This window comes from Nostoc sp. (genome assembly GCF_036917615.1).
Classification (GTDB): Bacteria; Cyanobacteriota; Cyanobacteriia; order Cyanobacteriales; family Nostocaceae; genus Nostoc.
In genome coordinates this window covers 24,104-46,512 of sequence record NZ_JBALCZ010000061.1, presented here as the reverse complement: position 1 = coordinate 46,512, position 22,409 = coordinate 24,104, and the positions used below count along the sequence as shown (strand labels likewise).

23 protein-coding genes and 1 pseudogene are annotated in these 22,409 nt (G+C 39.7%); 10 read left to right on the top strand and 14 right to left on the bottom strand.

The window, feature by feature from the left end; all coding sequences use genetic code 11:
* Positions 1-12: 12 nt before the first annotated feature.
* The 3 genes and pseudogenes from V7K85_RS21565 to V7K85_RS21555 all read right to left on the bottom strand — a co-directional run bounded on the left by V7K85_RS21565 (position 13) and on the right by V7K85_RS21555 (position 947).
* Positions 13-210 (bottom strand): hypothetical protein, encoded by a 198-nt coding sequence (locus tag V7K85_RS21565; protein ID WP_334816395.1) that lies wholly within the window; start codon positions 208-210, stop codon positions 13-15.
* A pseudogene (locus V7K85_RS21560) lies at positions 201-792 on the bottom strand (Uma2 family endonuclease). The gene V7K85_RS21565 and the pseudogene V7K85_RS21560 overlap by 10 nt, the downstream one beginning before the upstream one ends.
* Before the next feature lie 29 nt (positions 793-821).
* Positions 822-947 (bottom strand): hypothetical protein, encoded by a 126-nt coding sequence (locus V7K85_RS21555; protein ID WP_334816393.1) that lies wholly within the window; start codon positions 945-947, stop codon positions 822-824.
* A 55-nt stretch (positions 948-1,002) separates the two neighbouring features.
* Here V7K85_RS21555 and V7K85_RS21550 point away from each other — a divergent pair, with 55 nt between their 5' ends.
* Positions 1,003-1,767 carry an ABC transporter ATP-binding protein gene (locus tag V7K85_RS21550; protein WP_334816391.1) on the top strand — a complete coding sequence of 255 codons (765 nt, stop codon included), beginning with the start codon at positions 1,003-1,005 and terminating at the stop codon, positions 1,765-1,767.
* Between the two features lie 149 nt (positions 1,768-1,916).
* Here the strand turns inward: V7K85_RS21550 and V7K85_RS21545 are convergent, their stop codons facing one another.
* A complete protein-coding gene (locus V7K85_RS21545) occupies positions 1,917-2,447 on the bottom strand; it encodes an orange carotenoid protein N-terminal domain-containing protein (RefSeq protein WP_334816389.1) in 531 nt (176 codons plus the stop codon).
* Between the two features lie 217 nt (positions 2,448-2,664).
* On the opposite strand from V7K85_RS21545, the gene V7K85_RS21540 reads away from it, so the two are divergent.
* Positions 2,665-3,042 (top strand): hypothetical protein, encoded by a 378-nt coding sequence (locus tag V7K85_RS21540; RefSeq protein WP_334816387.1) that lies wholly within the window; start codon positions 2,665-2,667, stop codon positions 3,040-3,042.
* Positions 3,043-3,323: 281 nt separating this feature from the next.
* On the opposite strand, the gene V7K85_RS21535 is transcribed toward V7K85_RS21540, so the two are convergent.
* Positions 3,324-3,959, bottom strand: coding sequence for an HAD-IA family hydrolase (locus V7K85_RS21535; RefSeq protein WP_334816385.1), 636 nt, complete (start codon positions 3,957-3,959; stop codon positions 3,324-3,326).
* On the bottom strand, positions 3,934-4,908 hold the full coding sequence (queG, locus tag V7K85_RS21530; RefSeq protein WP_334816383.1) for a tRNA epoxyqueuosine(34) reductase QueG: 975 nt from the start codon (positions 4,906-4,908) through the stop codon (positions 3,934-3,936). Before queG ends, V7K85_RS21535 begins: the two co-directional genes overlap by 26 nt.
* Positions 4,909-5,222: 314 nt before the next feature.
* Here queG and V7K85_RS21525 point away from each other — a divergent pair, with 314 nt between their 5' ends.
* Complete coding sequence (locus tag V7K85_RS21525) at positions 5,223-5,654, top strand: nuclear transport factor 2 family protein (protein WP_334816381.1); 432 nt, start codon at positions 5,223-5,225, stop codon at positions 5,652-5,654.
* Positions 5,655-5,759: 105 nt separating this feature from the next.
* Here V7K85_RS21525 and V7K85_RS21520 read toward each other — a convergent pair whose 3' ends face one another.
* The 3 genes from V7K85_RS21520 to V7K85_RS21510 form a co-directional block, all read right to left on the bottom strand.
* Positions 5,760-6,185, bottom strand: coding sequence for an ATP-binding protein (locus V7K85_RS21520; RefSeq protein WP_334816379.1), 426 nt, complete (start codon positions 6,183-6,185; stop codon positions 5,760-5,762).
* A gap of 3 nt (positions 6,186-6,188) precedes the next feature.
* Entirely contained in the window at positions 6,189-7,862 is a 1,674-nt protein-coding gene (locus V7K85_RS21515; RefSeq protein WP_334816377.1) for a SpoIIE family protein phosphatase, read from the bottom strand.
* A 164-nt stretch (positions 7,863-8,026) separates the two neighbouring features.
* A complete protein-coding gene (locus V7K85_RS21510) occupies positions 8,027-8,746 on the bottom strand; it encodes a response regulator transcription factor (protein WP_334816375.1) in 720 nt (239 codons plus the stop codon).
* A gap of 502 nt (positions 8,747-9,248) precedes the next feature.
* Here V7K85_RS21510 and V7K85_RS21505 point away from each other — a divergent pair.
* Positions 9,249-10,058, top strand: coding sequence for a WecB/TagA/CpsF family glycosyltransferase (locus tag V7K85_RS21505; RefSeq protein ID WP_334816373.1), 810 nt, complete (start codon positions 9,249-9,251; stop codon positions 10,056-10,058).
* Positions 10,059-10,321: 263 nt separating this feature from the next.
* Complete coding sequence (gene ftsE / locus V7K85_RS21500) at positions 10,322-11,068, top strand: cell division ATP-binding protein FtsE (RefSeq protein WP_334816371.1); 747 nt, start codon at positions 10,322-10,324, stop codon at positions 11,066-11,068.
* A gap of 274 nt (positions 11,069-11,342) precedes the next feature.
* Here ftsE and V7K85_RS21495 read toward each other — a convergent pair whose 3' ends face one another.
* Positions 11,343-12,116 carry an armadillo-type fold-containing protein gene (locus V7K85_RS21495; RefSeq protein WP_334816369.1) on the bottom strand — a complete coding sequence of 258 codons (774 nt, stop codon included), beginning with the start codon at positions 12,114-12,116 and terminating at the stop codon, positions 11,343-11,345.
* 439 nt (positions 12,117-12,555) lie between these two features.
* On the bottom strand, positions 12,556-13,140 hold the full coding sequence (locus V7K85_RS21490) for a hypothetical protein (RefSeq protein WP_334816367.1): 585 nt from the start codon (positions 13,138-13,140) through the stop codon (positions 12,556-12,558).
* A gap of 556 nt (positions 13,141-13,696) precedes the next feature.
* Here V7K85_RS21490 and V7K85_RS21485 point away from each other — a divergent pair.
* Both V7K85_RS21485 and V7K85_RS21480 read left to right on the top strand, forming a co-directional pair.
* A complete protein-coding gene (locus V7K85_RS21485; protein ID WP_334816365.1) occupies positions 13,697-14,593 on the top strand; it encodes an alpha/beta fold hydrolase in 897 nt (298 codons plus the stop codon).
* A 580-nt stretch (positions 14,594-15,173) separates the two neighbouring features.
* On the top strand, positions 15,174-17,108 hold the full coding sequence (locus tag V7K85_RS21480; RefSeq protein ID WP_334816363.1) for a type I restriction enzyme HsdR N-terminal domain-containing protein: 1,935 nt from the start codon (positions 15,174-15,176) through the stop codon (positions 17,106-17,108).
* 2 nt (positions 17,109-17,110) lie between these two features.
* Here V7K85_RS21480 and V7K85_RS21475 read toward each other — a convergent pair whose 3' ends face one another.
* The 3 genes from V7K85_RS21475 to V7K85_RS21465 all read right to left on the bottom strand — a co-directional run bounded on the left by V7K85_RS21475 (position 17,111) and on the right by V7K85_RS21465 (position 18,972).
* The gene (locus V7K85_RS21475) at positions 17,111-17,698 is read right to left on the bottom strand and encodes a Uma2 family endonuclease (RefSeq protein WP_334816361.1); all 588 of its coding nucleotides are present in this window, start codon (positions 17,696-17,698) and stop codon (positions 17,111-17,113) included.
* Between the two features lie 78 nt (positions 17,699-17,776).
* On the bottom strand, positions 17,777-18,481 hold the full coding sequence (locus V7K85_RS21470) for an ImmA/IrrE family metallo-endopeptidase (RefSeq protein WP_334816359.1): 705 nt from the start codon (positions 18,479-18,481) through the stop codon (positions 17,777-17,779).
* Between the two features lie 8 nt (positions 18,482-18,489).
* A complete protein-coding gene (locus tag V7K85_RS21465; protein WP_334816357.1) occupies positions 18,490-18,972 on the bottom strand; it encodes a helix-turn-helix domain-containing protein in 483 nt (160 codons plus the stop codon).
* A gap of 49 nt (positions 18,973-19,021) precedes the next feature.
* Between V7K85_RS21465 and V7K85_RS21460 the strand changes: the two genes are divergently transcribed.
* From V7K85_RS21460 to V7K85_RS21450, 3 genes are read left to right on the top strand one after another with little or no spacing between them, the layout of a single operon-like run.
* Positions 19,022-19,225 carry a hypothetical protein gene (locus tag V7K85_RS21460; protein ID WP_334792873.1) on the top strand — a complete coding sequence of 68 codons (204 nt, stop codon included), beginning with the start codon at positions 19,022-19,024 and terminating at the stop codon, positions 19,223-19,225.
* 37 nt (positions 19,226-19,262) lie between these two features.
* A complete protein-coding gene (locus tag V7K85_RS21455; RefSeq protein ID WP_334816355.1) occupies positions 19,263-20,084 on the top strand; it encodes a PD-(D/E)XK nuclease family protein in 822 nt (273 codons plus the stop codon).
* 50 nt (positions 20,085-20,134) lie between these two features.
* Complete coding sequence (locus V7K85_RS21450; RefSeq protein ID WP_334816353.1) at positions 20,135-22,351, top strand: Piwi domain-containing protein; 2,217 nt, start codon at positions 20,135-20,137, stop codon at positions 22,349-22,351.
* Positions 22,352-22,409 lie beyond the last annotated feature (58 nt).

The window sequence follows — 22,409 nt, the reverse complement described above, 5'->3', positions numbered from 1 at the left end:
TCCCATAATTAATCAAATATTTTTATTGCCAACTTTAGTACCAACTGCGTCAACAAAAACCTGTTTAACAGCGATCGCCACAGAGTAACTAAACAAATCTTTGCTATGCACTTGAGCAGATTGCAACTTTTGTTTGAGCTGCCAAACTCCGTTTTCTAGACGATTTTTATATTTTTCCTTACCACTAAAATGGTAAAATGTCAACTCCACACTTCGGTTAAATCCAACATAAACCCAGGTAAAATATCTTCCCCTGACAAATTTACAGGTTTATTTAGAACTTCTACATCCCGACTTTGGCGATAAATTTCCACCTTTTGATTCTTCCGCTCAATTAACCAACCTAAACAAGCGCCATTTTCTATATATTCCCTCATCTTGGCGCATAACTTTTCTATGGAGTCATTTTTAGAACGTAATTCCAGTACGAAATCAGGACAAATTGGAGCAAAACTTTCTTGCTGTTCTATAACTAAGAGCATCCCATCTTTCTTGACGTATCCAAGCAGCACCAGGAGAGCGATCGCTCCCATTAGGTAGATAAAAATCAGTAGATGAGTCAAAAGCTACACCTAATTTTGTTTGACGGTTCCATAACCAGAGTTGTCCAGCGATGTCAAAGTTTCGCTTGCCTGTATCGCTGCCAGTTGGTGGTATAACAATCAACTGTCCGGTAGCAGTTCGTTCTAATTGTAAATCTCGGTTAGCCAATGCTAACTGAACAAATTGCTCGTGGGTGAGTGTGGGTGGAATATTGACGGCTAAAGTTTGGGATAAGTTGGCTTGTGTCATTGTTCCGTCTTTAAACTAGAACTCAAATCTTACAGAAGGCTAAAATAGTTTGTCTTCTGGTTATTTCCAAAGTAACGTGCTTCCTCGCATTCTACGTTAATGACATCATGAAGTTCGTTACCAACAGCACGGCGATCGCCAGGATAACCCGACAATTTGTCTGGCGATGGTGGTTACTATAGTGACAACTCCAAGATTACCTATCTGTTTATGACAAACACTATTTCAATTACCGATTCCCTGGTTCATAATTCTGTACCGAAACCAGCAATAATTCGACTAGAAAACATTTACAAGATTTATGGTAGTGGCGAAACAGAAGTACGAGCGTTGAATGATGTCAACCTAATTGTGGAACAAGGCGAATATTGTGCAATCATGGGGCCCTCAGGTTCTGGTAAATCCACAGCCATGAATATTATCGGTTGTCTAGACCGTCCCACAGACGGACATTATTACTTAGATAACCTCGATGTAGCCCAAATGGACGATCGCTCATTAGCACACATCCGTAATAAAAAGCTGGGGTTTGTATTTCAACAATTCCATCTATTGCCCCAACTAACAGCATTAGAAAATGTCATGTTGCCGATGGTGTATGCTAATGTCAACCCAAAAGAAAGAAGCGATCGCGCAACAGTTGCACTGACAAGAGTCGGTTTAGCAAATCGCCTCAACAACAAACCAACCCAGCTATCTGGTGGACAACAACAACGAGTAGCGATCGCCCGAGCGATCGTCAATCATCCCGTAGTACTCTTAGCCGATGAACCCACAGGTGCACTTGATTCGCGCACAACCCAAGAAGTCTTAGACATCTTTGGCGAACTCAATGCTAGTGGGATTACTGTTGTCATGGTTACTCATGAACCAGAAGTTGCTCGTCAAACCCAGCGCATCGTTTGGTTCCGTGATGGTCAAGTTATACATTCCAACCTCACCCCAGCCGAATTAAATCATCTTGCTGTGTCATAACTTATTAAAGTCCCCCTATGCAGGTTCTCCGTACCCCTTCTCTTAAAGCTTGCTACGCATAGCGTCCCGTAGGGAAGGAGTAGGCAAACGAGAGTTTGTGTAGCCGCGACTTCTAGTCGTTAGGGCTGATAAATGCGGTTTTGATCTGATTACAGACTTGACGTTTTGCCAGTTTCTGCTTGCGTTGCGATCGGCTTAACATCGGTGTAACCCAATTCACCAGATATTGTCCGGAACACCGACATTTGCTCTTCAAATTCTAATCCTTCAATTTCCGAAAGCAAACCATTAATTTCTTTAGTTGGCTGGTAGCTGCTTGGCAAATCAACTACCGTATCTCCCATAGCTACCGCCCAAGCATACCAAACTAACAATTGATTGTTTTCTTTTATCGCCCCATAAGCACGGGAATACTCTGTATCCTTACGGTTTACTATATCCCGCATAATTGCCAGTTGCTCTTCATCTGACAATTTAAAATAGTCTTCTGATAAAATTGGTGATAGTTCTGGTTCAGCAGCAGTTGGAGCGGCTGGAGTCACAGAGTCACCCATTTTTTTATAAACCAAATAGAACCAGGCTAATTTTGCATCGGTGTCTAAGGCGTTAAACGAGTCCACCAATTTTTGAGTTTCATTGCTCTGGGCTTGAGAAATATTTTTATCGTAACTTGCAGTCATAAATTTGTTTCCAAGGAAATTTTACAGGACAAACTAAGGCTTACCAAAGTTTGAGCATCCGATTCTACTACCTATAGAAAGAGTTAAATTAGTTGAAAATTGCAGATTTAATCTACCCTTTAATAGAGGTAAAAGTCTCCCCTAGGAAGCAATAAATTAGCACATTACTTTGCTATAATCGCCCCAGCAATAAAAAATTTACCTAAAGGTTTTAATTATGCCTGATGAAGAAGTGAAGCCCAATTTAAATGAAGCTTCCACCCAGGATGCACAATTAGCTGCCGATAGCATAGCTAGTGGTCAGGAAAAAGCGCCAACGGTCAATTTTGATGCTGATTATGCAGCTGCACAACAATTCAGCGTGAGTGAAGTTGACCGCACAGGTAAAGGTGCAGCAGCAGCCGAAGCAGCCACTGCATCTAACCAGAAAACCTCTCAGCCACAAGAGACAAAAACTCAAGCGCAGTCAACTGGTAATCCTGATGATTTTCTAGAGTTAGCAAAGGAAGTTGGGAATTCTCCGACTGAAGGTGTAACTAATGTTAGTGATGATTTAGTAAAACGAGCTTTGGAAAAGGGTGAACGGAAAAATTAAGTTTTCCTGATATTTTGTAGGCTAGGCAATGTCACAAATATTAAAACTGAAGTTTTCGGCATTGGTAGACATTGCCCACCCTACTGTTTTAGTTAATTGTCAATTGTTAAGATTTTCACTATCGACTTTTTACTATAGCGGTTCTCGTTTGGATGCATTACAGTCTGACCTCTTTGCTAAAAGGAGAAAGGCTTTGAGGCTTACTCCCCAACGCTACAAGGGTTGGGGCTGTTCTTGTTAAGTCTGTATTCCATGCAATTGAGAACCGTTATATTGATTAATTAGCGACCATTCATGACTTCTAGAAGTTCGCTAGGTCGGTGAATTAAATAATCTGGATTTTGCTTGGCTAGTGCTTCCGCTGAGTTAAAGCCCCAAGTCACTGCAATCACTTGGATATTTGCTTTTCTTGATGCTTCTATATCTCTGGTTTCATCTCCAACATAAACGACTTCTTGAGGTTGGAGTTGATTTTGCCTCAATACATTATTGATTATCGTTGTTTTGCCAAAAATTGTAATTCCTGAGTAGATGAAATCAAATAGGTGATTTAAATCATTAATTGTCAGGAATTGAGTTACATTATCTTTAGAATTAGAAGTGATAATGCCCAGTTTATATCCTTGATTTTGGAGTTTCATTAATGCTTCTTTGATCCCCGGAATTGGCTTTAATTCTGGGATTTTGTTTTTTAATTCTCCTTTAACTTTTTTAACTAGAAAAGGGATCTTAAATAGAGAAACTCCGGAGTACTTAATAATTTCCCTAGATGTGAAGTTTTTGAGGAGGGCTAATTGCTCTGGGCTTATTTGTCTATAACCAAAATCTACAGCTAGACGATTAGCAATACTTACAAGGGCATCTACTGTATCAGCAATTGTGCCATCAAAATCAAAAATAATTACTTTCGGGGTCATTCTTCCGCCTGAATGCGTCAAGATTAGCTAGGGCGTTGCGTCGTAACATTTCTGGCTTAATCCGCCGCAAGGCAGATGCTGGAAATCGTTTATCCCACTCCTGATCTGAGATTTGGGCTAATTCTAGCAGATGGGGAGCAATATTCCCAGGATATGGCTGAAGCTCTGCAATATCAGTTGTGCTGGCAAAACGTTGATTCCAAGGACAAACATCTTGGCAAATATCGCAACCAGCAACCCAGCCTTGCAAATGAGGTGTGACTGTTTCTGGCAATTCCTCTGCCCGATTTTCAATTGTATGATAAGCAATGCAGCGATTAGCATCCACGACAAAAGGCTGAGTAATTGCACCCGTAGGACAAGCTTGAAGACAACGAGTACAGCTACCGCAGTGTTCTGTATGCGGGCGATCGCTCTCTAATTCCAAATTTGTCAACACTTCTCCCAAAAATACCCAAGAGCCATATTCCCGTGTAATCACATTACCATTTTTGGCAATCCAACCAATACCAGCTTTTTGAGCCAACACTTTATCTGGCATCGGCCCAGTGTCTGCATAATAACGAGCTCGTACGCCTTCATCAAGTGATTCTAGCCATGTAGATAGCTGCTTGAGTTTTTTATGCATCACCTTATGATAATCCCTTCCCCAACCATAACGAGAAATTTTGGCGTATTCCTCGCCTTCGGGACGTTGATGTGGTGTATAGTAATTTAGCGCCACACACACTAGCGATCGCGCTTCTGGCATCACTAAGCTGATATCTTGACGCTTTGGATTAGCCATCCATTCCATATCGGCGTGATAACCCAGTTCAATCCATGCTTGCAACCTCTGCGCTTCTGTGGCATCTACCCTATCTACAGCAGCAATTCCAACTTTGTGAAAGCCCAACTCCCTGGCTTTTTCTTTCACTACACTGCTGCTTGTTACGGAATACTGATTCATTTTTTTATCTGGATTTTGCCTAACTAAAGGCATGATGATTATACATTACGTATTCAATACCTTTGATTAAGATTTGTTGCCTATCTTACGGATAAATTTTATTTTTAAGCCAATGCGCTGCCTGCCCAATCCTGGGTGAGCTTAATTCCCTGCTTTTTAAGCAGGGTTATAACTGCCTCTTGCTAAATTCTGCTATAAAACTTCCATCGTGAGGAAGATTTACCAATATGTAGCAATCTATCTCAATAGCAGCTTTCTTTTTAGCTATTTTTGTATTGAAATTAATATTTAGCTAGCCTGATACAAGTAATTTTATGACCTCTGCTGAATTTATATCCCCAGCGCAGTTGAAAGAAGAATTCCAGATTGAGGGAATTACAGAAACAAGTATACTGCGTTATTTTGAAACCTTAAATGCAGGAGAATTTGAGGCAACTGCTGCTTTATTTGCGGTAGATGGTGTGATGCGTCCACCATTTGAATCTGATATTGTGGGGACAGATGCGATCGCAGCCTACTTAAAACAAGAAGGCCAAAACATTAAAGTTTACCCCAACACAGGAATAGCCGAGACTTTAGAAAATGCTACGAGCCAAGTCCAGGTAACAGGCAAAGCACAAACTTCGTGGTGTAGTGTCAATGTCTTGTGGCTATTTATCCTCAACCAACAACGGCAAATTCTCTATACTAGAATCAAACTTTTAGCTTCCCCCCAAGATTTACTTTCTTTACGTAGTGAAAAGTAGCAAATAACTATAAATGGTTTAGGCTATATTTGATCATACCCAAAACAAAATCTCAGCATCGAAAATTCGTATAAATCACATGACTTGAAAAATAGTAGCTTTTGTCTATTGGACTAATTCGGGTAAAGTAGCTTCTAACTTGAGACAGTTGGCACCATTAATCTGCAACTGGTAATCTACTTTATCCATGAGACGATTCATAATAAGCCAACCATAACCACCTTCTTGTTTTTCCATCGGGTTTGGAGCGTAATAGGTAGACATATCAAAACCTTCGCCGTAGTCCCAAACTTCCAGGGCAAGATCCCGGTTTTTCACTTCCAAACGTAGTAAAATCGGTAAATTTGGTTTGTCCTTGTGAGCATGACGGACTGCATTTGAGTAGGCTTCTACCAAAGCCAGTCTCAAACGACTTGATTGCCGCGACCAATCCACAGATTCTCCTAACTGGATTTTCAAACATCCCAGCAACCAGTTTTCGACAATATTCAGAAAATTCAAGTCACTTGGTACATGAAGCTCACTTTTCATGACTTACAAAATCTCCAGTGAAAGTATAGTTTGATCATCTTCTTGAACTTGGTTATCGGCTTGGATGCGAGCTAGTAAATGGTTAAGAGAAAGCGGTTGTTGCTCTTGTTGTAAGAGTTGCCAAAGACCATCTTGATTCAGCATAGAACGGTTAACTGGCTCAACGCCAGTCTCGCTTTTTACTGCTAAATTCAAATCATTTGAGATCATTGCTTCTGTAATTCCATCGCTGGCAAGTAACAATGTGTCTCCAGCAGCGAGAACCAAACGACCAGATTGTGCCTGCCACTTAGGCAAGATCCCCAAAGGAACGCTGCGGACTTTCAGGTAATTGGGATTGTCGGCTAAAGCGCCTTGGCGTGACCATAACAGTGGATAGATATGACCGGCATTAGTGTAGACGAGTTCCTTAGTGGTAGGGGTATAACAGGCTAACACAAGGGTGATGAAATAATTGTTGCTAATTAAATCTTCACTGAGAGCGTGGTTGAGGTTTTGCATGACCACATTCGGCTCGGCTGGTGCTTCTTGAGATAATTCCCGGCGTAAAACTGAAATAATACTAGCCATAAATAAAGCAGCTGGGACGCCCTTGCCAGAGACATCACCCACTGCCAACCACAAATCGCCTTTGGGATGAACAAAAACTTCAAAAAAATCGCCTCCTACTTCTCGCGCCGGGTAACAGCAGGCTTGTACCTTCACACCTTTGATGTCAGGTAAACTTTGGCGTAGCAAGTTGTATTGAATTTGGCGAGCTACCTCCAACTCATTATAAATCTGCTGTTGCTTTTCTTGGAGACGCTGGTAGAGTTTTGCTTGAGAGAGGGCTAAGGCTGCTTGTTCGGCAACACCTGCAATCAGTTGGATGTCTTCGTCTTGCCAGGGGCGATCGCTTCCCCATTGGTGGAGGGCTAGTACAGCCAACAAATGCTGCTGGTAACTAAGTGGTACAACCAGATGGTGACAAGGGTTGCCGTCGTATATTTCTTGAGCAAGTTGATAATGACGTGTTTCCAGCACTTTTTCAATTAAAACACTGGAATCGAAGAAGAAATCTAATACACGGGATTGAGGATCGCGGTATAAGAACTCGTCTTGTGTGAGGCGATCGCCCTCTACTGGTCTGAGCAAGCAACTGGTAGCTTCAAATCTTTGTCCAATAGTTGCTACAATCTTTTGCAGCATACTGTCGTAGTCTAAAGATTCCCGAATTGCTGTTGTTACCGCATTAAACAAAGATTCTCGCCGTAGGGATCGACTCAACTCTTGCGTGCGCTTCTTAACTAGGCGATATGTATCACTGGCTTGCTCAACTAACCCTCTAAGCCGATCCGGATTCCAGGGTTTGGTAATGTACTTGAATACCTGACCAGAGTTAATCGCATCTACCAAATCTTCGACATCAGTAAAACCAGTTAACAAAATCCGAATCGTGTCTGGAAAGCGCTCGACGGTGCGACTAAAAAATTCGGTGCCATTCATTTCTGGCATTCTTTGGTCAGAAATAATCACCGCCATCTCGCCAAATTGATCCAAGATTTCTAGAGCACCAAAGGCATGATTGGCTTTATATACTTGATAATCTCGCCTAAAAGTGCGGTAGAGTAAATCTAAGTTATCTGGCTCATCGTCTACCACCATGAGCTTGAGTTTGTCCATCCCGATATCAGCCATATTTGACTTTAGTTTTCACATATTTGAATGGCGAGATAGCGTGATGTTTATCCCACCTGATAATTAACAAAAAATCAGAGAAGCCATTCACTTTGAAAATAAAACTTTCTCAAAGTTGTGAGTTTCCCTTAATCATCCTCAATTGCTCCATACCAAAATTAACTTTATCCAACCAACCCAGAACGCAAGGCGCGGACTGCTGCTTGGGTACGGTCATCGGCACATAGCTTATTTAAAATATTGCGAACGTGAGTTTTAACAGTGCCAACAGTGATGTAAAGTCTTTCTGCAATTACTGCATTACTACAACCTTCGACAATCAACTGTAACACTTCTAATTCCCTTTCTGTCAGGGTGTAAGGTTGAATTCCTTCCAGATTTTCAAAAGAATCAGAGTTAGGGGCAATAGTCTTGGTATCTACAAAAGCCGATTCCAACTTTTGGGGATTTTGTTGCGCTTGTTGTAATACAATCCGAGCGATCGCCGGATCGATCCAGGCGTTGCCATTGTAAGTTACTCGCACTGCTTCCAGCAAATTATCGAATTTGATATCTTTCATACAGTAAGAGTCTGCACCAGCTGCAAAAGCTGCCAACACAGCTTCTTTGTTATCCCGCAGCGTCAAAATTAACACCTTTGTGACTAGCTGCTGCCCATTAGCAATAGATTTTACCTCCCGTGTCAGTTCAATACCATCCTTATCTGGTAAACCAATATCTACAATGGCAATATCTGGTTGTACCGTTTTTAACATTTTTAGCCCCTCAGCAGCATTGGCAGCTTCACCTACAACTTCAATTTCATCCTTTTGCAGTAATGCTGTCCGAATACCTACACGAGTTAGGTCATGATCTTCAATCAGAGCGATACGAATTTTACTCATAGCCAACTTCAGCCCGTTACACTACCTTAACCGTAAAGTCGAGTTTCGTGACATACTCCCACACTAATTGCAAGCAGTATAGTGGGGGCTTCTGTTCCCGGAACCAGAGTTGTGAATTGAGCGTTTTATCCTAAGTAGGTAGGCACAAATTAACCTAACTATGTAACAAAATGTAAAACCGTCAAAGTCCTTGTGATTGCTTCTCTACGAGACCAAGGCGTAGCTTGCTTCTCCGTAGGAGTACGTTGCACTCCGTTTCACTCGCAATGACATACTTATAAATTTTCCCACCCACCTACTTAAGTGAATATTACACTTTAACAACAATAAAATTTGGATTAGTTTAGCTCAAATACAAGCGCCCAAGACTAATTAGTTTAATTATGCTTTCTCTTGTTGCAGGGCAATGGGAAATCTCTCCTGCCTAAGTTCTAATATAAAAAAATTTGATAAACTTAACATTTAAGTAAAATCTGGTGTGAGGCTTAATCAAGAATAGGCTATGTCTAGTGGTAATCAAGCATTTTCAGTGTTGGGAATACCAGTTCATGTGATGGCTAACTATCCAGGCTGGTTGTTAGAATGCCTGCACGCAGGCAGAGGAACTCATGTAGTAACGCTCAATGCAGAAATGACTATGCAGGCAGAGCGAAATCAATTCTTAGCTCAGGTGATTAAAAATGCTGAACTAGTGATTCCAGATGGAGCCGGGGTTGTTTTGTATTTGCGGTGGCTGTTATGGCAAAAAGTGCAGCGTTTTCCGGGGATTGAATTAGCAGAAAAACTTTTGCAAGAACTTGGGCAACAGAAGACAGGGGCAAAGGTATTTTTCTATGGAGGAGCGCCTGGAGTAGCCTCAATTGCGGCAGAGTTTTGGCAGCAGCAAATTCCAGATTTGAGTATAGCAGGCACTCACTCAGGCTACCATTCCCCAGAAGAAGAAGCACGATTGCGACAAACTTTAGCTCAATTGCGGCCACAAGTGATTTTTGTCGGTTTGGGAGTGCCACGTCAAGAGTTATGGATTGCCGAAAACCGCCATTTGTGTCCTCAAGCAATTTGGATTGGCGTTGGTGGCAGTTTTGATATTTGGTCGGGAACTAAAACTCGTGCTCCTGCCTGGTTAGGAAATAATAATTTGGAATGGTTGTATCGGCTTTATCAAGAACCTTGGCGTTGGCGGCGGATGTTGGCTTTGCCAGCGTTTGCTGGCAAAGCGTTTGTTTATCGTTTGACAGCAAGGGGTGCAATTATAACGTTTCTCGTTTGTATGCAATACACTTTGACTTCTCTCCAAACCTCTCTTTTATAAGGAGAGAGGCTTTGAATCTTACCCCCCAACCCTTGTAGCGTTGGGGCTATTCTTGTTAGGTCTGTATTGGACTCAACCGAGAAGGGCTATAGTCAAGAGTGCTAAGTGTTTTTACTTAGTTAGTACTGAAGTCTTCTAAAAATTTTAAATTTTCTTTGTTGAGTTTTAAATTCCCAGGCGAAACCTGGGAATCCTTATTTTGGGGAGAATATCAAATCTAAGCCCGCAAGCTATTTGATTGTGGGTATGAGGAAAATTTAACAATGCCAGTATTAACAACTCAAGTTAAGACAGACAAATCCGTTCATAGAGAGGACAGTGAAACTCAACAGCACGGTAGTAATACTACTGCAAAGGTGCAATTGCAATCTGTAACCAAGACCTATGCTAATGGCACTCACGCCTTGTTGAATGCGAACCTTGAGGTAAAAAAGGGAGAATTTCTGTTTATCACCGGGCCAAGCGGTTCTGGTAAATCAACACTTTTGAAACTGCTGTATGGCCAGGAGTTGCCCACACAGGGAGAAGTAATTGTTGATGAATGTAATGTAGCCGATTTACGGGGCGATCGCTTGTCATTATTGCGGCGACGGATTGGCATTGTATTTCAAGACTACAAACTGATTACCCGACGAACAGTAGCGGAAAATGTGACTTTTGTGCTGCAAGCTCAAGGGTATACCCGTAAAGAAATTCAACGACGCCTAGAACCAACCTTGAAGCTGGTAGGTTTACTGACAAAAGCTGACTGCTTTCCAGATCAACTGTCTGGGGGAGAGCAACAGCGGGTGAGTATTGCTCGTGCGATCGTTGGCACACCACCGCTGCTGTTAGCGGATGAGCCGACTGGAAATCTCGATTTAGATAATTCTTGGCAAGTGATCCAGATTCTCCAGAAGTTAAATTCCTTTGGGGCTACAGTAATTGTTACCACCCACGATGAACAATTGGTAAGGCGGTGCAATCATTCGGTAGTGCAAGTTCGCAATGGACGGCTGTCTCGAAAATAGTCATTAGTCATTGGTCATTGGTCATTGGTCATTGGTCATTGGTCATTGGTCATTGGTCATTAGATATTTCCGAAAATTAATTATGCGTTCACTCAAACCCTTGTAGAGACGCGAAATTTCGCGTCTCTACATTCTTTTCTGGAGATGTCTATTAGTCATTAGTCATTGGTCATTAGTCATTAGTCATTGGTGATTGGTCGTTGGTGATTAGTGATTGGTGATTGGTCATTGGTTATTGGTTATTGGTTATTTGCAAAACACAAAGGACAAATAATTAATAAAGGTGGTGTTTGACTTTTGCAGATAAGGGTGCCAAAGTTGCTGCTGTTTTGGCTGCTACGACTTGTAGGCGATCGCAGGCTTGTAAACTCTTAAAAGCTGCCTCTCGGATCACAACTTCCTCCTCTCGACTGAGTAAAAGTTGCAAGCATTCGACAACATCTTGCTGCACTGTAGAATCAACTCGCTTACGGCTGATGAATTTAGTTAGTTGACGTAGGGCAATCAACCGCTTCAATGGATCTTTTTCTGTTAAATTGACCAACAACTGATCGAGGTGATCTTCTTCTCGATTTTCATGGAAGTTGACAATTTGCCATACCAATAAAATTAAAGTTAACAGCGTTCCAACACCTTGCACAATAGCACCAGCGGCAATCCAGGGACTGTGAGAGTCAACCCAAATTGCAGCTGCCATGTAAGTGCTGACAGTAGCAAGACCACCACTGACGACTGCTAAGGCTAACCGACGATTTGAACTGTTTAAGAACTTACGTATCTTAGACCAGTGCAATTGCCAGTCCCACTCCTGCATTGAGTAAACCAATACCATTATCCCAACGCCGATTAAGAGAGCCAATAGCAGTTTCCAGTTCCACAACAACATAGCAACAACGATTGTCAGGAACCCAAGAAAGCCCCCAGGTCCAGAGAAGCGCTTAAATGTTTGCTGCTTTGTAGCTCCCTTTGTCTTGAATTTTGTCAGCGACCAGTTCCAGTTGGGGATCTGATTGATCAATTGCTGCCAAGAAGACGAAGCCTGTGCCACAGTGTTTACCTACTTGATTACGAAATTACCTATTGTATAAGTTTTACTAGGGATGAAGAAAGGGTGAAGGCCCAAACCACAAGATGCCCGGTTTTCATGCACGGATAGTAGAATAGTACAGGACGGCGGAAATCAAGATACCATTTTAAATGGCTCAGAGCAAGGGCATAAAGGCTTTTTAAATTTTGAATTTTGAATTTGGCGAATGCGGTACTAGGCTATTCGGTACAGTCGTTCCTATACTCTAAAGGAGAACCCGTTTGACGTTTGGCAAAGCCCTTGCAGTCGGGTAGGCTAAAAAATTAATCATATTGAATTAATTTATACTTCATACTTTGCCAGTACCTGGGAGTGTAATTTGATGATCAATATACTCTAAAAGAATACCCTGACTGGGCAAGTAAGATTAATTTGGTCACTGAGTTTTTAACGTTTTAGGTTAAAGACAAAAACGAAAGTTATCAAGGGTGAATTGACCATCAAAAGCACAAAAGGTAACGCTGTAAATGTTATTCACAGTTATAGATAATAAGGTATTGGGAGAAATTGCCGAGTCTGAATTAGCAAGATTAGCGCTTGGTAGTGCAGTTTGACTGAGCAATTGCTGATCGCGATCATAGGCGGAAAGCACTAGCCGTTGCGAACTAGTGACAAAGGCGCTAACCGAGTTAACCGGATGCAAGAAAGTAGCTTCTAAAAATCCGCTTTTAGGCGCTCCCATTAAAACTGTTAGCCCTGAATAGGTTGGAAATGCTGGATTTGATGGTTGTATTGCTAGACAATTGTGGAAAATAACTCCCCAGCGTTCATACTGGCGCTCTACTGCTTCAAAACACTTCAAGTTTTCTAAGTCTAAACAAATACAAGTAGGTACAGTCACTCTGGCAGGGTTAATAGCTGACTCAACCTGACCTTGCCAAACTGAAGCTGTAATTTCGTTTTGTATATTAAAGTTGTCAAGCGCAAATTTAGCGTCTTCAATCGTTGGCAGTTTATTTGATTGAAGAGTAGCCTGCTTTACCATGACATCCCGCCTTACGATTACTTAGAGAATAATCAGATTAGTTATACATCAAAAACTATTATTTCTACGTATATAAGTAGAATTAATAGTTTATTAAAATAAGCCTTTCAACTATTCTTGACGCTCAAAATTATTTATTAGTTTCTTGATAGACTACCACGAAAACTTTTGTTTTATTCACGCTTTAGTGATACTCGCTACCGTAAGAAACCCTTATAAAACAGTAATTACAACGTTAAGTTACTTTTTATTGTGAAAAAATTCACCAAATCTTTACAAGTGATCCAGTAATTTTATATTTACTTAATCTGACGGTGGCAAGAAGTCTTAGAGTGATTAGTTCGCTGATAATAACAATGAGTGGGGAGTTTGAACTAAACACGTAAGCATCCAGGGTGACCAAAAAAGACACGAGGAAGGGAAGACGCAAAGAGGGAAGAAGACGCAAAGAAATTATCAAATACTGTTTCCGTGTCCCCGTGTCCTCGTATCCCTGCGTTGCAGGTTTCTCCTTTCACTTATGCCAACTAATCACTACAATCAACAAAAAATACTTATGTTTCAACCACCAGGATTTGAACAACGCTCCATAAATACCTCGCTAGGTAGAATGGTATATTATACTGCCGCTGGGTCACCTTGGCTGGACAATCTAACTACCAAAGATGATCGGGAAACTTTAGTGTTTCTGCACGGCTTTGGTGGTGGATCTTCTGCTTATGAGTGGTCGAAAGTTTATCCGGCTTTTGCCGCCGAATATCGGGTGATTGCGCCAGATTTAATCGGTTGGGGTAGGTCTGAGCATCCGGCACGGAGTTATCAGATTGAGGATTATTTGACCACGATTCGGGAGTTTTTCGAGCAGACTTGTACTGGGCCAGTAACAGCGATCGCTTCTTCTTTAACCGCAGGATTTACAATTCGAGTAGCAGCAGCTCATCCGGATTTATTCAAGTCTTTAATTCTCACTACCCCCTCAGGACTTTCCGACTTTGGCGAAGACTACTCCAATAGTTTTTTTGCCCAGTTAGTCAGCGTTCCCCTTGTTGACCGTTTACTTTACAGCACTGGAATAGCCACCAGTGGGGGTATTCGCAGCTTCTTAGAGCAACGGCAATTTGCTCAGTCTAATCGAGTGTACCAAGAAATTGTAGATGCTTATTTACAATCCGCTCAACAGCCTAATGCTGAGTATGCAGCACTGTCCTTTGTCCGTGGCGATTTATGCTTTGATTTATCCCTTTTCATTCAACAGTTGACCACTCCTACCGCCATTATTTGGGGACAAAGGTCAGAATTTACAGGCCCCTCAATTGGTCGCCGCCTTGCGGAAATTAATCCCCAAGCGATCCGATTTTTTCAACAGTTGGAAGATGTGGGGTTAACACCGCAATTGGAATTGCCAGCAGTCACAATTGGGTTAATTCGCCAATTTTTACCTTTGCTTAATTAATAGTTTGTTCAGTAGTGAAAGCCCCAGCTAATTTCCTACGTTCTTTACTGAGCTAATTTCAACCATAAGTGTGTAGCTAGACATTTGATTGTCGAGGATTAATAAATTAAGTTAAGGGCGTTACTGAATCACCTTTCGATTTTGTAACGCCCTTAATTTAACCTTAAACTTACTTACAGATTGCTTATGTATATTGCAAAAATATCTCACTAAAAATATAAATAATTCAGTTACTGTTAGTACTAATAACCCAAGTCGTGGATTATTAATTATAGGGTTATCTAATTAGGCGATCGCGCACAATTAAATTTCGGTTACGTACAACACAACCCCGCCTGGGGTTTCCCTGATCTGGTGACTGGCGTCCGGCTTTGCCAACTTAAAGCAACTGGCGTACAAATTCTATTCGCCAGGGCTGGGCATATTTTTACAAAAGTGAGATGCTTCCAGGTCAAGTTCAAGACGAATGGTTTCATTATAGTATTCACAATCACTATACTATCCAATCTGACTTGATAAATTGCTAATTATACAAACAAAATAAGGCATAGCAAATTTATACTAGCAGGTAGATTATCTGATGACTATTCCAGAGTCAATTAAACAATTCATCACATGGATACAAGGTTTTGACCATCGGATTTTACGAAATGAAGATGATGTCAAAGAAAAGTTTATTTTCCCAATGTTTCACTATCTCTGTTATCCAGATAAATGTCATAGTGAATACCCTTTAAAAATATCTAAATCAGGAAAGTACGGGATAAATCCAGAAATTGCTCAGATTTATTATACAACAGATGATATTAAGCAACAAAATACAGATACTTCACTTATTTTTATTGAAGCAATAAAACCGCATCAAACTAAATTAAATGACGCTATTGAGCAAGCCAAGTTTTATAGTAATCATTTTAAAACACTATTTTTTATTGTTACTAACGGATATCAAATCAAGGTTTTCCAACAGCTACGTTATCATAAAGAAGAGTCAATATTTGATACAAATATAGATGCGCTTAGAAATTATGATATTGCCTCAAAATTTTATAATCAGCTAAATTTTGATTCAGTTAAAAAAATCGATAAAAATACAGCAAGTATTTTAACATATACTAAATATAACTTAACAGAAAGATTTATCAGACGCTATCCAGATTTACAGGATGTTTTAGAAAAATGTGATTTTGAGCCTTCCACTACCAGAGAAGGCTACCACTTAGTTATTGTGAAACCAAAAGTAGCGATCGCATGTAATTTACCCAAAGCTTTTGGAGAGGGTAATTGTGAAATAGAATTCAGCAGCATCATTTTAAGAGGTCTAAAAATTTACTTAAATCATCAAGATATTTTAGGTCAATTAATGACTGGATTGCACACCCAGGCAGATTGGGGATGTCGTCGGTTTTTTAAACAGTTAGATAAAAATACTTTCGAGGTATATTTAGGTCATACAACTCTAATTTTATCAGAGTTAGAAGCAGTAGACTTGTGTTTGTGTATTGATGGAGTTTGCCAAGAATATAAAAATTTAATCATTGAATTTGAAAATGCTTTAGAAACATGGAATTTTGAATTCGTAAAGTTTTCAGAAAGTCGAGGTTTTATCCTTTTTTCTGTAAGACAAGAATTATGGGAGTTAATGCAGCAGTTTGCTAATGAATTTGATTATACTAAAGGCAAGTCAGAATGGCATCTATTCTATAGAAAAGATATATCAATTAGAGTCAGTCGAGGAATTCGCGATCATACATTTATCTTAGCGAAAATTGATAGAAGTTTTGATTTATTGCCTAATAATCAAATTAATATAATTTATCAGCTAAATGACGTTAATTTACAATCTATTGAGACAGGTAAATTTACCTTATGGCAGCAAGATATTGGAGTCCAGGGAATTTGGACAGCTAGATATACCAAACAGTGGTTATTAGAGAAATATATTCCAAAAGTTATTAATTATTACTTAGCAAAGGCTCAATTAGCTGAAGCTGAATTGCTAGCCAAAATAACAAATTACACAATGGATCGGGCGCTTATTAAAGAAATTGATAATATTAGAGATTTAGCACCTTATCTTCGCGACATCCAATCTTGGCTACATATATATGTGGAAAATATTGCTGCTTCTCTGTTGAAACCATATTACCAAGCCTATACAAATTTGGTGCGTAATACTGATTCGTCCATAACAGGTATAGACTATATTATCGGAAATTTGCATAGGGTTGAGTGGAAAAATACGCAAGAAGAAAATCCTAGCAATTCCACAGATTGGAAAAACTTTACTTTTAAATATGCTATAAATTGCTTAGATCAGCAAGTAACAAGAATAAATAATTGTCAATATGAGAATAGTTTCAACGCAGATTTGATAACTCGGACATTTATTTGGATTATAGAAAATGGGAAAATCTCTTTTACGCAAGCTAAATTAAATGCTGCTAAACAGGCTTTGCTACCACTTTGGGAACAAAGTCGCTTTGAAATGCGCCATGTGTATCCTAACCGATAAAGCTACATAATCTGCTGTAAATCCAACACAAATCCAGGTAGGATATTTTCCCCTGATAAACTACCAGGATTGTCTAATATCTCTACATCTTTACCTGGACGATAGATTTCTACTCGCTTGTTTTTCCGATCAATTAACCAGCCTAATTGAGCGCCATTTTCGATATACTCCTGCATTTTCTCCTGCAATTCTTTCAAGGAATCAGTACGAGAACGTAACTCTACTACAAAATCAGGACAAATTGGGGCAAATTTTTCTTGTTGTTCTGGGGTTAAAGCATTCCACCGCTCAATTTTCACCCAAGAAGCATCGGGAGAACGTTCTGCACCATTGGGTAGGGTGAAGCCAGTTGAAGAATCAAAACCTTTGCCTAATTTAGTCTGTTTATTCCAGATTCCTAACTCAACAACCATATCAAAGTTACGGTTGCCAGTATCACTACCTGTAGGTGGCATAATTAATAATTCCCCTGATGCTGTACGCTCAAATCGATAATCGCGGTTTTGCTGACACATCTGGAAAAATTGCTCATCAGTTAAGTCTATTTTCAATTTGAGTGTAGAAGGTGAAGTGGTTGTCGTGGCGTTCATAAGCTATTGTGAGCATCTTACTTCTAGTTTAGTGGTGTGTAAGGTGCGATCGCTTGATGAGATAATGGCGATCGCACTTTACCTATTAAATAAATTTGTCTGCCCATTCGGTGCAGTTTTACCAGGATAGATTTGCTTAGAACCCTTGGGAATAGAAATCCAGCCAAGGTCTTGTAGGCGGTTTTTTAAATTAGAAATTGTGACACCAAGCTCATCTTTCATTGCATAAAGATGTTTCCAAATAGTTAAATTACGTCCTCTTTGCACTTCTTCTAGTTTAAAAAGTGGCATGAGAAAGCAACTTGCAAAATACTGAGCTTGCCATTCAATGCCTTGCTGAGTACTAACACTGCGGCATAAAAATGGTTCTACAGTTTTTTCAATACCCATTTCTTGGAGTTCTAAAAATCTAGAAACCTTATTTTGATCTATATGAAGTATCCAGTGTCCAATTTCGTGAGCTATTGATGACTCTTCAAATCCTTGAGGTAGATCACGATGATTTTCATTCATTATAATCTTACGTTCGGTGGGTAAAATCATAGCTGCGATCGCTCCATACTCATCAGCAGGTATTTCCCCACAATCCATATCCAATCCTAGAGCTTCCGCCATATAACCAGCATCAATTGGCCATTTGAGAGGAAGTCGGCGCTTTGCTTGCACATACATGAGAACGTCTGTCGCTCGACGCTCAATGTCATGTTTGGGAATGAAGCGATACGGCTTAATAACTTTTAACTCTGATTCATCTTGGGAAATGAAGGAATGCTGTTTGTTCACCGTTAACTCTACTTCTCCTCACCTTCTGATTTTGTTGTTTCCCTGAGTAATTTGTGAGCGAAGTCAGGCTCATCCCTCATTCGGCGTAATAAAGCAGGCATTTGCTTATACTTTTTGACCAAATCCTCAAAAACTTTTGTGTCATCAGGCGTAATTCGACCAGCAAGGTGTCTTAACTCTTCTTCATTCAAATTTAGGTGAAGGGCTAATTTATGAATGACATCCTCACTAGGAGGATACCCAGCATGATCATTCTCTAGTTTGGATAGGTAGGTGTAATCCACACCTATCAATTTAGCCATCTCACGCTGACTGAGTTCCTTTTCCTTGCGGCTTGTACGAATAATATGGCCAAAAGTTCTACTCACTTTAGTGTTCCCAAAATTTCCTGAGCTATCTTGACAAACTTGATTAAATTGGTCAACATGGTCATTGTGTGCAATAATTTCAGTATAACTCATCGCATAACCCGTGCGATCGCCAATTTCCATTTTTTTGAGCTTTAAATTATACCTACCTAAAATATGAGTACTCAATTTAATGAAAGAACAACCTGTAACTTTTGAACAATTGTCCTTTTCTGTTGGTAGACCTTTACCAGTTCTGCTTGAAGAAATTCAAAAATCAAGCCGCAATCCACAACTCATAAAAGCTGCGGAACAGATGCTAGAAGGCTTGCATACCTTGGAAATGGCAACCGAGATTGGTGTATATACGGCAATCTACGAAATCCTAACTAAGTAAAACTTTTTTCTCTGCTAAATTCTGGGGTTTGACATCAATGAGCCAAAATTGGCTACCATTTGCCAGCTACAACTTATGGTTGCAGTACTCTCCACCCATAGGAAAAGAACACTTACACTGTGACATGAAACGAGGTTTTACAAAAGCGCGATCGCGAGAACCTGCGGTTGCAGCAATCTTGGCAAGTGATAGCACTCCTGTGCGAATTGGATTACTAGCACAAAAGGGGGTTTATGAGTTTCATGAAAACTTCCCGATGTTACATCAAGAAGACGCTGTAGAACAAATGATAGAGATTCTGGAATTGTGGAAAGAGTCAGATTTGGTTCAGCAGCGAGTACTTCAGATACTGACAAACTACCAGCAAAATCCAATTCTTGCTGAGAAGAAAATTATTCAACTTAGCCGAGGTGATGAGGGTTTTCCAGAACCAATTCTGATTAAGCAGGGTAATCAATCTTTTAACTTCTTTGCTGCGATTGACTGCATTTTTGCCGAAGAAGATGATACTTTGCACATTTTAGATTTCAAAACTGGCCACTCTGATTTTGATCGGCGACAAGGGTATATTTATTTACTAGCTGCTAGTTACCGATACCCCCAGCAAAAAGCAGTAGCGTCTTTTTATAACTTAGAAAATGGTAACTGGTCAGAACCTATTAGCGCAACATCTAACATTCTTAAGGCTTTTCAGATAGAACTCGCTTTAATAGCTCAACGATATCAAGAAGATTTGAGACGCTACCGTAAAAATTCTGCTGATTTCAGTCAAATATTTCCCCAAAATCCGGGTATAAGTTGTCGCTACTGTTCGTTTAACTCAATTTGTGAATTTACTATATCAGAGGTTTCTACATGACTGCTGGTGTGCTTCAATCTCCCTTAAAAACTAATATATCCCCAATATTTTTGGCAGAGATATTTTTACTAAATATTCCTCAACCTAACTTAATCTGCTTTCGACTGACTCCCAGATTAGATACTGAAATAGGAAATCGCTTAAGTTGGCGGTTTAGTCAGCAATTTGATGATATTATGGTCTTTTTTGCAAATGGTAATTTCTGGGTTTTAGCTAAACCTGATCAACCAATGCGAAGTTTAGATGAATGGCGAAAAGCTTTAACAGGAATTCAAGAGGAATTGAAAAAAGATACTGGCGATCGCTATTATTCAATCCAATGGGTAAGCCAACCACAGATATCTGCTGATATCCTTTCTCAACTGGCTATAAGAATATTAAAAATTAGACGACCATTTTCATATTTTACTACTCCATTTAACAACGTTGAGGTTAGACGAGAAGCAAAATTTTGGGAAGAAGTAATTGAAATTAAAAATATTTCACACCCAGCTATTGCTATAACCGTTCGCAGTTCCTTTGTATTTAAAGGAAAACTGTCTGATTTTTACGAGAATCATCCTTATAGACAAAATCCAAGAGATTTATTAATTGGTTTAAATGTTCGAGATATTGAAAAGAATAGTTCAGCTACTATTGTAGATATTGAAGGAACTATTGGTCAGCGTGAAGAAGAATTACTCAACTATAAGCCTGCATCAACCAGTGAAATCGCTATTCGTGGAGCACCTAGAGATCAACCTGTTGTACTTGTGCAATTTGGTAAGAATAAAAAACGGTATCCTTATGCAATGGCTGCTCTTTTTCCTTGTATCACAGAGGACACTGCCAAACGATTTGATGTAAACTATGGGGATTTACTCAAAGAAGCTAAGATTCCTTATCAAGAGCGGCAAAATAGTTTGGCTTCATACAAAAAAGAAGCTGCACTAGCTCTAAGTATTTATGGATTTGTGTTATCGGAAACCTGTATTAATAGTAGAAAGAGCGGTAATTGCTCTGAATTATTCTTGCCACTAAAATTTAAGCTTGAAGATACTCAACTTCTATTTGGAAAAGATAAATCTGGTCACAATTTTATAAGTAGGAGAGGAGATGTCCTTAAAGGACTATCACAAGGAGGCGTTTATCGTCGTCAATCTCAATATGAAGATAAAGCAACACCGATTCGCATTACAGCTTTGAAACTTTGTGATTTGAAGGCAGATCCTTTTATTAGGGAAGTTCAGCAACGTCTAAAACGCTATGGGTTTGAAAGCATAATTGTTCATCGATTAGGTGTATCAGTAAGTAGTTCAAGCGTCTCTGATGATAGAGAAAAAGTTGAGCAAGCTATTAATGAATTAATGGCGATTCCTACTGATATTGTTTTGACATTTTTACCTCAGAGCGATCGCCATGCTGATAATAGTGATGATGGTAGCTTTTATTCATTTATTTCTTCACGCTTACTCCGGCGTGAAATTGCTAGTCAAGTAATTTATGAAGAGACATTAAAAAATCCCAGCAATTATGGGAATATACTTCATCAGGTAATTCCAGGAATTCTAGCAAAATTAGGAAACTTACCCTTTATTTTAGCTGAACCTTTAGAAATTGCTGATTATTTCATCGGCTTTGATGTTTCCAGAGTTTCTAAAAAGAAAGGATTTGGAAGTAGAAATGTCTGTGCAAGTGTGCGTCTCTATGATAAGCGAGGGGAGTTTATTCGTTACCGATTAGAAGATGCTTTAACCGAAGGTGAAACAATTGATAAACGAACACTAGAAAGGTTTCTACCATCTGCTGAATTAAAACAAAAAACTGTACTAATTTACCGTGATGGACATTTTTGTGGTGATGAAATAAAAAATTTAAGAGAAAGAGCAAAAGTTATTGGTTCAAAGTTTATTTTGGTGGAGTGTGTAAAATCTCAGATTCCACGACTATATAAATTTCAGCAGTCTGTAGTGACAGCACCAACTAAAGGGTTAGCTCTTCGCTTATCTCCGTATGAAGTAATTTTAGTCACGACTGAAGTAAAGTCTGAGAAAATGGGTTTACCTTATCCTCTGCGTTTAAAGGTTATTCCCGATCCTGAACATGAACAGCAAGTATCAATTGAAAGTTTAATAGAAGCTACACTTAAACTGACATTGCTACATCACGGGGCGTTGAAAGAACCTCGCTTACCCGTCCCATTATACGGTTCTGACAAAATAGCTTATCGGCGGTTACAAGGAATTGCTCCAGGTACAGTGGAAGGCGATCGCCAATTTTGGCTGTAGAATTAACATCAACGCTACAGAGATTCTGCATCCAATTAAAACATGATTTTTTGCAAGA